Genomic DNA, 13,147 nt, shown 5'->3' on the forward strand with positions numbered 1-13,147 from the left:
CAGTGGTAAGTTCCCGGAATTACAGAGTGGGAGAATGAGATGCTGCGCTTCGGAATAATTTCAACGGCGAAAATCGCTCAGGATCACGTCATTCCGGCGATTCAGGATGCGCGGAACTGTGTGGTCAGCGCCATCGCCAGCCGCGATCATGCCAAGGCGCGCGCGGTTGCAGATCGTTTTTCCGTCCCGCATGCCTTCGGCTCCTATGAGGAAATGCTTGCGTCCGATGTCATCGATGCCGTCTATATTCCGCTTCCCACCTCGCAACATGTGGAATGGACCATAAAAGCCGCCAATGCCGGCAAACACGTGCTGTGTGAAAAGCCGATCGCACTCAAGGCTGAAGAGATCGACGCCATCATCGCGGCGCGGGACGACAATGGCGTTGTCGTGTCGGAGGCTTTCATGGTCACCTATTCTCCTGTTTGGGCCAAGGTGAAGGAATTGCTGGCATCAGGTGCAATCGGAACGCTGAAGCATGTGCAGGGCGCTTTCAGCTACTTCAACCGCGATCCCGGCAATATGCGCAATATTCCCGAACTGGGCGGCGGGGCCTTGCCGGATATCGGTGTCTACCCGACCATCGTCACCCGTTTTGCCACGGGTGCCGAGCCGAAGCGCGTACAGGCGAGCGTCGAGCGTGATAAGGAATTCGGCACCGATATCTATTCCAGCGTCAGGGCCGATTTCGGCGGCTTCGAACTGAGCTTTTATCTGGCGACGCAGCTTGCCGCCCGCCAGCTGATGGTTTTCCACGGCACGGACGGGTACATCGAGATCAAGTCTCCCTTCAATGCAAATCGCTGGGGTGCGGAGGAAATCGAGTTGACCAACCAGGGCCATAACCAGTCGCAAGTCTTCCGGTTTCAGGATAGTCGCCAGTACAAGCTGGAGGCGGAGGCCTTTGCCCGCGCGGTGAAAGGTGAGGGCGAGGTCGTCACCCTGGAAAGCTCGAGGAAGAACCAGCTTTTCATCGATGCCATCTACCGTGCGGCGGAAAAGGACGGTTGGGAGACGGTTTAATCCTGATCCGCACGCTGCTTTTGAAGCCGCCTATAGCCGTAAAGCGCCAGCACCAGTGCCGCGAGTGCCGAAAAGGCAAGCGGGACCAGCGGCTGCACCAGTGGATTGCGCCATTGCAGCAGGGCGAACAGCCCGACGCCAACCATGCGGGAGATAAGCGTGACGGCGTTCATTAGAAAGCCGTTCAGCTCATTGCGGCCATCGCCATTCGAATGGTTTAGCCTCCAACTCGTCGCAAGCCCTGCCAAAGCGCCCGGAAGACGGGCGGCAAGCGGGTCGATGCCGATATAAAAAATCAGCAGAAAAGAGATGGAAAGGTCTACAGCCAGTCCGTAAACCTCGGTCAGGGCGAAGTGGCGAAGCCGCAAGGCCGTGTGCTTTAAAGCGTCGGCTGGGTGGAGCGCGGACGTTGCAGCACGAGAAGGCCGATGACCACACTCACAACGCCGAAATTATAACCCGCAAGCGCCAGGAGCAGCGACATCAGCGGCACGGCGGTTGCAGAAATCGCCAGTGCGACACCATAGGCGCCGATAACCATCAGGCAGATGAAAATGATGCTGAATACCGAACGCAACGCAACTGCGGTTACGCCGAGCAATGTGGCGGTAAGAAAAATCATGAATGCCGCCTCCTCTTTGGTTGCCGGGTCTGGGATAAGACGTAGCGTCCTCTTCCCTAACGAACCCTTGTTTTCTCCTCCCTCACCCATTTTCCTAACTCGTTAGTTGAGGATATGGTTTCACCGCCGTTAAAATAGACCCGGCCAGTACCGGCATTTCCGAATCGACGGGTTTTGGTTACAAACGGGCATGAGCGATATTTTCTCCAATGCCGCATTGAGCAATCTTGCCGAGTTCTCGGTTTCCGAACTGTCGGGTTCCATCAAGCGAACGGTGGAGACGGCTTTCGATCAGGTGAGGGTGCGCGGCGAGATTTCCGGCTACCGGGGTCCGCATTCTTCGGGTCACGCCTATTTCTCCCTGAAGGACGATCGCGCCCGCATCGATGCGGTTATCTGGAAGGGTACTTTCTCGCGGCTGAAGTTCCGCCCGGAAGAGGGCATGGAGGTCATCGCCACCGGCAAGGTCACCACCTTTCCCGGCTCCTCGAAATATCAGATCGTCATAGAAAGCCTGGAACCGGCCGGAGCGGGCGCGCTGATGGCTTTGCTGGAGGACCGCCGCCGGCGTCTGGCGGCGGAAGGGCTGTTCGATGCGGAACGCAAACGCCGCCTGCCGTTCATGCCGCGTGTCATCGGTGTTGTCACATCGCCCACGGGCGCAGTCATTCGCGATATTCTCCACCGCATTTCGGATCGCTTTCCGGTCCATGTCGTCGTCTGGCCGGTCAAGGTGCAGGGGGAAGGCTCGGGTGAGGAAGTGGCGAACGCCATTCGCGGTTTCAATGCGCTTCAGCCCGGCGGTGAGATTGCGCGCCCCGACGTGCTGATCGTCGCCCGTGGTGGCGGCAGTCTGGAAGATCTCTGGAGCTTCAACGACGAAATCGTCGTGCGCGCCGCTGCCGAGAGCGAAATCCCGCTGATTTCCGCTGTGGGGCATGAGACGGATACGACCCTGATCGACTACGCCGCCGACGTGCGCGCACCGACACCGACGGGTGCCGCCGAAATGGCCGTGCCGGTGCGTGCGGAACTGGAGGCGCAGCTCTCCGGCCTTGCGGCGCGCCTTTCCGGCTCGGTATCACGCCAAATGGACAATCGCCGACAGGGCGTGCGTGCTCTGGTGCGTGCGCTGCCATCGCTTGACCAGCTTCTGGCTCTGCCGCGCCGTCGTTTCGACGAGGCCGCAAGCGGTTTGGGTCGCGGGCTTGAAATGACGACGCTCAACAAGCGCCGCGCGTTCGAACGCTCTACTTCGGGTCTGAGGCCGGAAATCCTGCTGAATGGCCTGCGGCAGCATCGCCAGCGTGTTACGGAACGCATGCAGAGGGCCGAGGCGCTTGTGGAGCGCCGCCTGTTGCAGGCGCAGTCGAGAATTTCCTCGACCAATTCCGCGCTGCGTTCGCTGCCCGCCCGCTTGCTCGGCCAGTTGGAGCGGCAGAAGGAACGGGTCGTCACCGCAACGCGACGTGCCGATACCGCCGTGCTTCACCGCATGGCGCAGAACCGCTCGGGCCTTGCTGCCCATGACCGCATCCTGCAGTCGCTGTCCTACAAGAATGTGTTGAACCGCGGTTATGCTGTCATCCGCGACGAGGAGAACCGGCCCCTGACCCGGGCTGCTGCCATCGCGTCCGGCGCTGTGGTGTCGATGGAGTTCGCCGACGGTCGCGTGGCCGCCCTGACGACAGGCGAGGCTACTCCATCATCTGACGTTCCCACGCCTGCCGCTCCCAAAAAGAAGCCGGTGAAACCGGCCTCTTCCGACCCGGGAAATCAGGGCAGTCTGTTCTGATCAGATCGATGCCGCATCTGAAAAACGACGGCTGACGGTGAAGGTCTTTTCAATATCGGGATGCAGCTCCATGCCAAGGCCGGCACCCGGCGGCACGGTGATCATGCCGTTTTTAACTTCCGGCAATGCGGTAACGAGATCGCGGTACCAGGTCTTGTAGAAGGCGCGCACGCTTTCCTGAACCAGCGCATTCGGTGCGTTGAGCGACAGATGCGTGGAGGCGCAGAGTACCACCGGGCCGGTGCAATCATGCGGCGCAACCGGCAGATGCCAGGCTTCGGCCATGGAAGCGATCTTGCGCGCTTCGGAAAGTCCACCACACCAGCTGATGTCAAGCATCACCACGCCGGCGGCGCCAGTTTCCAGGAGATCTCGGAAAGCCCATCGTGAGCCGAGCGTCTCCGATGCGGAAATCGGCGCGGGTGAAACGGCGGCATAACGCGTCAGGCTGGAAAGGCTGTCCATCTTGATCGGATCTTCGTGCCAGAAGGTCTGGTAAGGGGTGAGCGCCTTGGCGATCTGCATGGCGGGCAGCAGCTGCCACATGGAGTGAAACTCCACCATGATATCCATCTTGTCGCCCACCGCCTTGCGAATTTTCTCGAACGGCTCGAGCGCGCTTTTCAGGTCAGGCATCGAGATATATTGGCCGCGCGTCTTTTCCGCCGCCGCATCGAAAGGCCAGATCTTCATGGCCGTGATGCCGTCTTCCAGCAGCGAATGGGCAAGCCCGTCGGCCCGGTGCAGGAAGCCGTTGAGGTCGTCATAATCCTTGCCGCCGGACAGGCCGTAATTGGCCGTCTGCTGGCCGGTCGCCTTCTTGATATATTCCGTGCCCGCGCAGGTATTGTAGGTGCGGATTTCCCTGCGGCTGAAGCCGCCAAGCAATTGCGCAATAGGCTGGTTGGTGGCCTTGCCGAAAATATCCCAAAGCGCGATATCGAAGGCCGAATTGCCGCGTACTTCCGCCCCCGATGAACGGAAGCCGAGATAACCGACGAGGTCCTGTGCTAGAAGGTCGATCTGCAGCGGATCGCGGCCGATCACGCGGGGTGCGATATATTCGTGCACATAGGTTTCAACCGTCTCGGCGCCGTAGAAGGTTTCACCAAGTCCGGTAATGCCCTCATCCGTGTGGACCAGAACCCAGAGCAGGTTTGCCCGTTCCGCCACGCGGACGGTTTCGAGTTTCGTAATTTTCATGAAGTGTCTCCTCCAGAGGCAGGCAGTTTTCGGTCTGGAACTGCGTTTGAAAAATCAGGCAATGCCGGCGGCCAGAAGCGCATGCACGCTTTCATCGAAATGCCGCGCCATAAGTGTTGAGGCCGTTTGCGGGTCGCCCGCGGCAATGGCCTGTCCGATGGCGATATGAAGTTCAGTCGCGGCATGACGCTGCGCGTCGGATTTGCGGCTCTTCCAGCCGATCGGCCATGTCTGGCGCGTCACATTCTGAAAGGCGCCGAGAATGAGTTCGAAAACCGGGTTCTTGGAGGCTCTGGCAACGGCAAGGTGAAAGGCAAGGTCGTGTTCCATGACCCTGTCACTATTACCGAAGTCCCGCTCCATATTGTTGGCGTGGTCGAGAATGGTGAGCGCCTCCGCATCCGTTCGCCGCAACGCCGCCAATGTCACGGTTCTGACTTCGATGGTGCGGCGCACGTCGTAAATCTGCTGGATGTTGATCTGCTCGGTGTGAATGCCATGTTCGAACATCAGCGACATCGCGCCATGATCCAGCGTCGCCACCGTGGCGCGCTTGCCGACGCTGACATCGATCAGCCGCATGGCCGACAAGGACCGGAAAGCCTCGCGAACCACGGTGCGCGAGACACCGAGCTGCTGCGAGAGCGAAAGCTCGCTGGGCAGCTTCGCTCCGGGGGCAAGTTCGTTTTCGCGAATGTGGCGCGTGATTGCGCCAATCGCGCTGCTGACGAGATCGGTTTCCTGCGAAATGGGCTTATACAATCGCTCCTCCAACCTGTAGGACAGGTTAACGGAAAATTGCTTATAGGATTTTTATTGCCGAAACAAGCGCCATAACCTGCGCGATTGCTGGCTCCTGTCCGCTTTTTAGGGAACTAAGCTTCAAACCCCTGTAGAAACCGCTTCACAAGCTTGTTCAGCGCCGTGCGTTCTTCTTCGCTGAGCTGTGCGACCAGCCGTTGCTGGTTCTCGACATGGGCGCTGACCGCGTCCTCGACAATGGCAAATCCCCGCTCCGTCAATGATATCAATACGCTGCGACGATCCTGCGGGTTGTGGATGCGCTCCACCAGACCCGCTTTTTCCAGCTGGTCGATCCGGTTGGTCATCGTGCCGGAGCTTACCATTGTCATGGCCAGCAGATCACCGGGCGAAAGCCGGTAGGGCGCGCCCGCGCGCCGTAATGTCGCCAGCACATCAAAAGCGGAAGAGGAGAGGCCGTGTTTCAGCAGCACCGCCTCCACCTCGCGACCGAGATGCGTGGTTAGCCGTTTCAAGCGCCCAAGCAGCCCCATTGGCTCGACATCGAGATCGGGCCTCTCCTTGCGCCATTGCGCCAGAATGTGATCGACGTGATCAATCGGTTCTTTGTTCATCACCAAGGCATAACAACTGATATCTTGACGTCAAGATAAAATTGGCTAAGTTGTATTTATCTTGATGTAGAGATTCTTGAAATGAAGAAAACTACCACATATGCCGCCGATGTGCTGGTGACGGCACTTGCCCCCGCCATCTGGGGGACGACATACTTCGTCACCACCGAATTCCTGCCGCATGGATATCCATTCCATGTTGCGATGCTGCGCGCCTTGCCGGCCGGCATATTGCTGTTGCTTCTGGTCAGAAAACTACCGGAGGGCATCTGGTGGTCTCGCAGCCTTATTCTAGGTGCGCTGAATTTCTCGTTTTTCTGGGCGATGCTTTTCGTTTCGGCTTACCGGCTGCCGGGTGGTGTAGCCGCGACTGTGGGTGCGATCCAACCCCTGATCGTTATCGGCCTTTCGCGGCTGTTTCTCGCCGCGCCGGTCCGGCCGCTGGCCATTGTCGCTGGTCTTCTGGGTATTTTAGGCGTCGCACTTCTGGTTTTGGCGCCGGGCGCTGCCGCGTTGGATGCCGTCGGCGTGGCTGCGGGTCTTGCAGGCGCCGTATCCATGGCCTTTGGAACCGTGCTCACCCGCAAATGGCGACCGCCGGTGTCGAACCTCACCTTTACGGCCTGGCAATTGACGGCTGGAGGCATTCTGCTTCTGCCGGTCGCATATTTCCTGGAACCGGCCCTGCCTGCACCTACCGCGGCCAATATTCTCGGCATGGCCTATCTCGGCATTATTGGCGCCGCCTTGACCTATTTTCTGTGGTTCCGGGGTCTCGCCCGCATCGAACCCTCGGCTGCAGCCTCGCTCGGTTTCCTAAGCCCTGTCGTTGCGACCCTGCTCGGCTGGCTGGCGCTCGGCCAAAGCCTCACGCCAGCGCAAATCGTCGGCTTCGTTGCAGTGCTTTTCAGCATCTGGCTCAGTCAGCGGAGCCAGCTGCCGAAATAGCTCAGGCCCATTCGCCCTTGCGCATCACCGGAACTGTGGAGCCATCCGGCTTCACGCCATCGATATCCACCTTATCGGAACCGATCATCCAGTCGATGTGGATCAGGCTGGAATTGCCGCCTTGCGCCTTGATCTGATCCTGCGACAACGAAGCACCATCAACGAAGCATTTCGAATAGCATTGGCCGAGCGCAATGTGGCAGGAGGCGTTTTCGTCGAACAGCGTGTTGTAGAACAGGATGCCACTTGCCGAAATCGGCGAGGAATGCGGCACCAGTGCCACTTCACCCAGACGCCGCGCACCCTCGTCGGTATCGAGCACCTTGTTCAGCACGGCTTCGCCCTTCGAAGCCTTGGCTTCCACGATGCGGCCGCCTTCGAACTTCACCTGGATATCGTCGATCAGCGTTCCCTGATGTGAAAGCGGCTTGGTGCTGGACACGTAACCATCCACGCGCAGCGCATGCGGTGTGGTGAACACTTCTTCCGTCGGAATGTTCGGGTTGCAGGTGACACCGTTCTTGGCGGTGGAAGCGCCCCCATGCCATTCGTGGCCGTCCGCCAGGCCGATTTTCACGTCCGTGCCGGGACCGGTGAAATGCAGCGACGAGAAACGTTCACCGTTCAGCCATGCCGAACGCTTGGCGAGATTGGCGTTATGCTCCGCCCATGCCGCGACCGGATCGGCGAGATCTACCCGCGAAGCGGTGAAGATGGCGTCCGCGAGCTTGCGAACCGCTTCGTCTTCCGTCACACCGGGAAAGACCTGTTTCGCCCAGGACGGGTTTGGATAGGAGATGATGTTCCAGTTGATATCGAAGTTGGAAATCTTCTCAAGCGCCGGCTTATAGGCCGTGGAATTGGCCTTGTTGGCGCGCGCCACCTTGGCGGGATCCTGTTCGGCCAGCAGCATGGGGTTGTCGCCGGCAATCGCAAGCCGCGCCGCGCCATTGGCATAGGCCTTGGCCATGCCGTCATAGAGCCAGCCGGAAGCCCGGTCGAAATTGGCGTCGCTGGCGTGGCGGTAGCGGGAAAGCGTGGTTTCTTCGTCGGAATAGAAGGTGGTGACCAGCCCGCCGCCGGCAAGATAGGCGTGTTTGGTCAAAAACCGCACCAGCGGCAACGCCGCCAGCGGAGCGGTGATCACCAGATCCTGATCCTTCTGCAATTGCAGGCCGACCTTGACGGCGACTTCAGCCAGTTTCTCGAGTTTGACGGGATCGATGGGGGAAACAGTCATGATCTGCCTTCGTATATTTCAATCGGAGGCGCCGACCATAGCCCATTCGCTTCGAAAGCCAAATGCTTTCAAAGCTGTGTCGAGACGTCAATCGGCCACCAAAGGTGCGACAACGGCTTTCAGCGCGGCCTGCGCGTCGCCGGGGGAAAGCCTTACCTGCAAACCGCGCTGGCCACCATTCATGTAGACATAGGAATGGGTCATGGCTCCAGTCTCTATGGCGGTCGGAACCTGTTTTTTCTGTCCAAAAGGGCTGATGCCGCCCACATGATAACCGGTTGCCCGCTCCGCATCGGCGGGCTTCATCATGCTGGCAGATTTCCCCCCGAAGGCGGCGGCGAGCTTCTTCATGCTCACTTCCCGGTCGGACGGGACGACGACGCAGACCGGCTTGCCATCCAGCTCAGCCATCAATGTTTTCAGAACCAGATGTGGCGGTTCGCCGATAGCTTCGGCCGCCTGCAGGCCGATCCGGTCGGCATTCGGGTCGTAGTCATAGGTAACTGTGGTGAAGTTCACACCGGCCTTGGTCAGCATCTGCGTAGCGCGGGTTGTCTTGGACATGGTGGCCTGCGCTCACGCAAAGAGGGACTGATAGGTTTCCGGCTTGAAACCGACGGTTATCGCCTCCTTGGCCTCCAGCACCGGTCGCTTGATCATGGAGGGCTGCTCCAGCATCAGGCCAATGGCCTTTTCGCGGGTAAGATCGGCTTTCTGGCTATCGTCCAGTTTTTTGAAGGTAGTGCCGGCCCGGTTCAGAACCGTTTCCCAGCCCGCGGCATCGCACCATGTTTCGAGATGGGCCTGGTCGATACCTGCCGTCTTGTAGTCATGGAAAGAATAGTCGACACCGTTGGCTTCCAGCCAGCTTCTGGCCTTTTTCATCGTGTCGCAGTTCTTGATGCCGTAAATGGTGACCGTCATGTTGCCTGCCTCTTTGTCTTGAACTTCCGGCATAACAAATAATGCGCCGTATTCAACCCGCAGCCTGAAGCACGGAATTCGAGCCATGCAAAAATGCAGTATCTGACATCCAAACGAGCGCGAGCAAAGCTGCATGGCTTCCCTGCTACATCATGAGTTGTAGCAGAGGACAAAAATGCCCATTATCTGGGCATCAAAGATGGAGAGAAAAATGCGTCAGGTTGCAAAGACATCGCGTAACTTCTTTGGCGAAACTTTCGCCGTTCTCGGTGCCGCACTTTCGGTTTCGGCCGCTGTCCGCGCGCATCGCAAGCCGGCCCGCGCCGACCTCGAAGCGCTTGGCATCGACGGCAAGGCTTTCGACAAGGTTCAGCTCTAAGCTGATTATCGTTTGCAGCGAGGCGACATCGCCTCGCTCGTGCGTATATGTTGGCGGGCCTTAGCGTTCCGCCTGCTTTCGGTTCGGCCGTTTTCTCGGACCGATCAGTTTATCCGGTAAATGCAGCTGGCTTTCGAGCGGCTCATAACGATCTGCTTTTGCGGAGAGTGCGAAGCGTCCAAGGGATTCATGTCGCGTTTCGCCATTATGGCTGAAAACAAGCTCGAAATTACCCGCAAGCCAGCTATAGGGTTTTCCTGCCGGCATCGGCTCTATCTTCCCGCAGCCATAAATCATCGTGATATGCGGCGTGTAAGATGGTGCCGCGATATAGGGAAGGTTTGCCTGTCGAAGCGCGCGTTGCAGCAGCTTCACCAGAGCGTTGATCTCCGGCAGATCACCACCGTTTCGCAGCACCAGACTATTGCGACTGCCGAAAAGCGCGCTTGCGTCCAGGGTGACCGGAACAGGCCGCGCGTTTACAGCACCCATTGCTGCCTTCAGCCTGCTTGTCAGTCCGTGAGGGATTGTCTCGAAACATCCCAAACACAGCAGGGTTATGTGCAGAAGCTCGGCGGGATATGCCTCGCGGGTTGTCCGCCCCTTGGCATGATGCGACGCATCGACAAAAATTCTTTCCGCCAATTGCCGTGGTGGCTTCAGCAGTAGCAGGAGCTTGTTTCGAAAGCGCGGATTAATGCGCCGTATTTTCTGCGGCTCCAGCCCATCAAAACAAAGCTGCCTTAAGGCTCTTTCGTCCGCCAACTCGCACTCCATGACGATGCTCCACAGCCTTATGCCAAGGCCGGAAACCTATCATTGCGCGGTGATAAAATAAAGAACAAAAGAGGAACAAAAGGCGGAATTGCTCCGCCTTCGTTTTACTCCCATTCGATCGTGCCGGGCGGCTTGCTCGTCACGTCATAGACGACACGGTTGATGCCGCGGACTTCGTTGATGATGCGGGTCGCGGCGCGGCCGAGGAAATTCATGTCGTAGGGGTAGAAATCCGCCGTCATGCCATCCACGGAGGTCACGGCGCGGAGCGCACAGACGAAGTCATAGGTGCGGTAGTCACCCATGACGCCCACGGTCTGCACCGGCAGGAGCACTGCGAAGGCCTGCCAGATGGTGTCGTAAAGACCCGCCTTGCGGATTTCGTCGAGATAGATCGCATCTGCCTTGCGCAGAATATCGAGCTTCTCGCGGGTGACCGCACCGGGGCAACGGATCGCCAGACCCGGGCCGGGGAAGGGATGGCGCCCGATGAAGCTTTCCGGCAGGCCAAGTTCACGGCCAAGCGCACGCACCTCGTCCTTGAAGAGCTCGCGCAGCGGCTCCACCAGCTGCATGTTCATGCGCTCGGGAAGGCCACCGACATTGTGGTGGCTCTTGATGGTGACGGAAGGACCGCCGGAGAAGGAAACGCTCTCGATGACGTCAGGGTAAAGCGTGCCCTGCGCGAGGAAATTCGGAGCACCCTTGCCGTCTGCTGCGATCTTGGCAGCTTCCGCCTCGAAGACCTCGATGAACAAACGGCCGATAGTCTTGCGCTTCACTTCCGGGTCGGAGACGCCAGAAAGCTGGCCCAGGAACATGTCTGCGGCATCCACATGTACCAGCGGAATATTGTAATGATCGCGGAACATGCCGACGACCTGCTCGCTTTCGCCAAGCCGCATCAGGCCATGATCAACGTAAACGCAGGTCAGCTGGTCACCGATCGCCTCATGGATGAGGATCGCCGCAACCGAGGAATCGACGCCGCCGGAGAGTGCGCAGAGCACGCGCCCGGTGCCGACCTGATCGCGGATCTTGCGGATCATCTCGGCGCGATAGGCTGCCATCGTCCAATCGGATTTGAGACCGACGATCTTGTGCACGAAGTTGGAGAGCAGCTTGCCGCCATCTGGCGTATGCACCACTTCCGGGTGGAACATGGTGGTGTAATAGTGGCGTGTCTCGTCGGCAGCTATGGCGAAGGGTGCGTTCTCGGAGGTTGCGATAACCTCGAAACCCTCCGGCAGTTTCGTCACGCGGTCGCCGTGGCTCATCCAGACGGGATAGCTCTTGCCCTGTTCCCAGAAACCGTCGAACAGAGGGCTTGCCTTTTTGATGTCGATATCGGCGCGCCCGAATTCCGCCGCGTGACCGCCCTCGACAACGCCGCCGAGCTGGGTGCAGAGCGTCTGCTGGCCGTAGCAGATGCCGAGGATCGGAACCTTGCTGTCGAACACCGCCTGCGGCGCACGCGGGCTGCCTTCCGCCGTGACAGATGCGGGGCCGCCGGAGAAGATCACGCCCTTGGGCTGGAGCTTCTCAAACGCCTCTGCGGCATTCTGAAACGGGTGGATTTCGCAATAGACCCCGGCTTCGCGAATGCGGCGCGCAATCAGCTGCGTCACCTGGCTGCCGAAATCGATGATGAGAATGCTGTCGGGATGGGCTATCTGGGTCATGGCGAGCCTTTAAAGAAAATGGCGGCTTTAGGCAACCCGGAAGCGGGCATCTAACAGCGGAAATTTACTAAAATCGCGAGGTTCAAAGGGTGATCGCACCATCTTCGATAGCGCGGCAAAGCCTGTCGACGGCGTCTGCGAGCTTTTCATCGATGATATGCAAGTATTCCGTCCAGTCGTCCACATGGTTCACATCTTCCCTGCCATCGGAAATACCGCGCAGGCCGATGAGCGGCACGCCGAAGCGCTGGCAGGCCCGGAGCACGGCATAGGTTTCCATTTCCACCATATCGGCATCGATCGACCCATAGGTGGCACCAGAGACGACGTTGGCGCCCGTGGAAAGTCGCGCCTCGGCAATATCGGGTATGCGCAGGGGCAAGGCCACCTCGGCCGGCAGATCGAGAAACGGCGTGCGACCCTTTTCAAAACCGAAGGCTGAGGCATCCATGTCGCGATAGGCAACAGAAATCGCCTGATAGATGCCAGTCTGGTCGAGCGTCCGCGAGCCGGCGGAGCCGAGCGAAACGACAAGATCAGGCAGATGGTCCGCCGCATTGAGACCGGCAAGAATTGCCGTGACCGAAATCGCTGCCTCGACCGGGCCGACGCCGGTCATCAAGGGCGCGATGCGCGCCTGCAGGTGGGGGCCGTATTCGGCGGAAGCCGCCATCACGAAAAGTATGGATTTGTCTGCAACATGCAAAAGCCGGTAGCTCATCCGGTAATATCCTCGCGGCCCTTCACCACCATCATCGTGCCTGTCATGGAGGCGATGAGCTTCGCCGGCCCGTCGGAAAGGGCGTAAGCGCGGCCATCGGCAACGATCAGGTTGTTGCCCGGCTTGATGATTTCGCCACGAAACAGGAACCGCTCGCCGCGCCCGGGCGACATGAGGTTGACCTTGAACTCGATTGTCAGCAGCGAGGCTTCCGGCTCTATGATCGTATAGGCGGCATAGGTGCAGGCGGTATCCAGGCCCGCGGCAATGACACCGGCATGCAATATGCCGTGTTGCTGTGTCAGCTTTTCATGAAACGGCAGCTCGATTTCCACCAGACGGTGTTCGATGCGGCTTATCTGCGCACCGATTGCCTGCACCACACCCTGCCGCGCAAAGCTTCTTTCTATCCGCTGACGAAAATCGCCGGGATCCGTGATCTCCATTGGCTTACCTG

The 13,147-nt window shown here is 59.0% G+C and carries 16 protein-coding genes; 4 read left to right on the forward strand and 12 right to left on the reverse strand.

Annotation, left to right across the window (positions count from 1 at the left end):
- Positions 1-39: 39 nt before the first annotated feature.
- Entirely contained in the window at positions 40-1,023 is a 984-nt protein-coding gene (locus G6L97_RS13380) for a Gfo/Idh/MocA family protein (protein WP_003514640.1), read from the forward strand.
- On the opposite strand, the gene G6L97_RS13385 is transcribed toward G6L97_RS13380, so the two are convergent.
- Positions 1,020-1,391, reverse strand: coding sequence for a hypothetical protein (locus G6L97_RS13385; RefSeq protein WP_111782877.1), 372 nt, complete (start codon positions 1,389-1,391; stop codon positions 1,020-1,022). The two genes, G6L97_RS13380 and G6L97_RS13385, sit on opposite strands and share 4 nt — an antisense overlap.
- An 11-nt stretch (positions 1,392-1,402) precedes the next feature.
- Entirely contained in the window at positions 1,403-1,645 is a 243-nt protein-coding gene (locus G6L97_RS13390; RefSeq protein ID WP_038489554.1) for a hypothetical protein, read from the reverse strand.
- Between the two features lie 190 nt (positions 1,646-1,835).
- Between G6L97_RS13390 and xseA the strand changes: the two genes are divergently transcribed.
- Positions 1,836-3,440, forward strand: a complete 1,605-nt coding sequence (gene xseA, locus G6L97_RS13395; RefSeq protein WP_111782876.1) for an exodeoxyribonuclease VII large subunit — start codon at positions 1,836-1,838, stop codon at positions 3,438-3,440.
- On the opposite strand, the gene G6L97_RS13400 is transcribed toward xseA, so the two are convergent.
- The 3 genes from G6L97_RS13400 to G6L97_RS13410 all read right to left on the reverse strand — a co-directional run bounded on the left by G6L97_RS13400 (position 3,441) and on the right by G6L97_RS13410 (position 6,019).
- The gene (locus G6L97_RS13400; RefSeq protein WP_111782875.1) at positions 3,441-4,643 is read right to left on the reverse strand and encodes a mandelate racemase/muconate lactonizing enzyme family protein; all 1,203 of its coding nucleotides are present in this window, start codon (positions 4,641-4,643) and stop codon (positions 3,441-3,443) included.
- Positions 4,644-4,697: 54 nt separating this feature from the next.
- Positions 4,698-5,405, reverse strand: a complete 708-nt coding sequence (locus G6L97_RS13405) for a FadR/GntR family transcriptional regulator (protein ID WP_019564469.1) — start codon at positions 5,403-5,405, stop codon at positions 4,698-4,700.
- Between the two features lie 113 nt (positions 5,406-5,518).
- Positions 5,519-6,019, reverse strand: a complete 501-nt coding sequence (locus tag G6L97_RS13410) for a MarR family winged helix-turn-helix transcriptional regulator (protein ID WP_025592200.1) — start codon at positions 6,017-6,019, stop codon at positions 5,519-5,521.
- A gap of 81 nt (positions 6,020-6,100) precedes the next feature.
- Between G6L97_RS13410 and pecM the strand changes: the two genes are divergently transcribed.
- The gene (pecM, locus tag G6L97_RS13415) at positions 6,101-6,967 is read left to right on the forward strand and encodes a 4-hydroxybenzaldehyde efflux transporter PecM (protein WP_111782874.1); all 867 of its coding nucleotides are present in this window, start codon (positions 6,101-6,103) and stop codon (positions 6,965-6,967) included.
- Position 6,968: 1 nt separating this feature from the next.
- On the opposite strand, the gene G6L97_RS13420 is transcribed toward pecM, so the two are convergent.
- From G6L97_RS13420 to G6L97_RS13430, 3 genes are all read right to left on the reverse strand, one after another.
- Positions 6,969-8,207 (reverse strand): aminopeptidase, encoded by a 1,239-nt coding sequence (locus tag G6L97_RS13420; protein WP_174002571.1) that lies wholly within the window; start codon positions 8,205-8,207, stop codon positions 6,969-6,971.
- Between the two features lie 87 nt (positions 8,208-8,294).
- Entirely contained in the window at positions 8,295-8,771 is a 477-nt protein-coding gene (gene ybaK, locus G6L97_RS13425; RefSeq protein WP_065688399.1) for a Cys-tRNA(Pro) deacylase, read from the reverse strand.
- A gap of 12 nt (positions 8,772-8,783) precedes the next feature.
- Positions 8,784-9,131 carry an ArsC family reductase gene (locus G6L97_RS13430; protein ID WP_038492648.1) on the reverse strand — a complete coding sequence of 116 codons (348 nt, stop codon included), beginning with the start codon at positions 9,129-9,131 and terminating at the stop codon, positions 8,784-8,786.
- A 211-nt stretch (positions 9,132-9,342) separates the two neighbouring features.
- Here G6L97_RS13430 and G6L97_RS13435 point away from each other — a divergent pair, with 211 nt between their 5' ends.
- The gene (locus G6L97_RS13435) at positions 9,343-9,510 is read left to right on the forward strand and encodes a hypothetical protein (RefSeq protein ID WP_003503889.1); all 168 of its coding nucleotides are present in this window, start codon (positions 9,343-9,345) and stop codon (positions 9,508-9,510) included.
- Positions 9,511-9,570: 60 nt separating this feature from the next.
- Here the strand turns inward: G6L97_RS13435 and G6L97_RS13440 are convergent, their stop codons facing one another.
- The 4 genes from G6L97_RS13440 to G6L97_RS13455 form a co-directional block, all read right to left on the reverse strand.
- On the reverse strand, positions 9,571-10,287 hold the full coding sequence (locus G6L97_RS13440) for a 2'-5' RNA ligase family protein (RefSeq protein ID WP_065703704.1): 717 nt from the start codon (positions 10,285-10,287) through the stop codon (positions 9,571-9,573).
- A gap of 104 nt (positions 10,288-10,391) precedes the next feature.
- Positions 10,392-11,969: a glutamine-hydrolyzing GMP synthase gene (guaA, locus tag G6L97_RS13445; protein ID WP_003514664.1), complete on the reverse strand. Its 1,578-nt coding sequence runs from the start codon at positions 11,967-11,969 to the stop codon at positions 10,392-10,394.
- 82 nt (positions 11,970-12,051) lie between these two features.
- The gene (locus G6L97_RS13450) at positions 12,052-12,690 is read right to left on the reverse strand and encodes a 5'-methylthioadenosine/S-adenosylhomocysteine nucleosidase (RefSeq protein ID WP_065703706.1); all 639 of its coding nucleotides are present in this window, start codon (positions 12,688-12,690) and stop codon (positions 12,052-12,054) included.
- Entirely contained in the window at positions 12,687-13,136 is a 450-nt protein-coding gene (locus G6L97_RS13455; protein ID WP_003514669.1) for a PaaI family thioesterase, read from the reverse strand. Before G6L97_RS13455 ends, G6L97_RS13450 begins: the two co-directional genes overlap by 4 nt.
- Positions 13,137-13,147: the final 11 nt, after the last annotated feature.

This window comes from Agrobacterium tumefaciens, assembly GCF_013318015.2.
Taxonomy (GTDB): Bacteria; Pseudomonadota; Alphaproteobacteria; order Rhizobiales; family Rhizobiaceae; genus Agrobacterium; species Agrobacterium tumefaciens.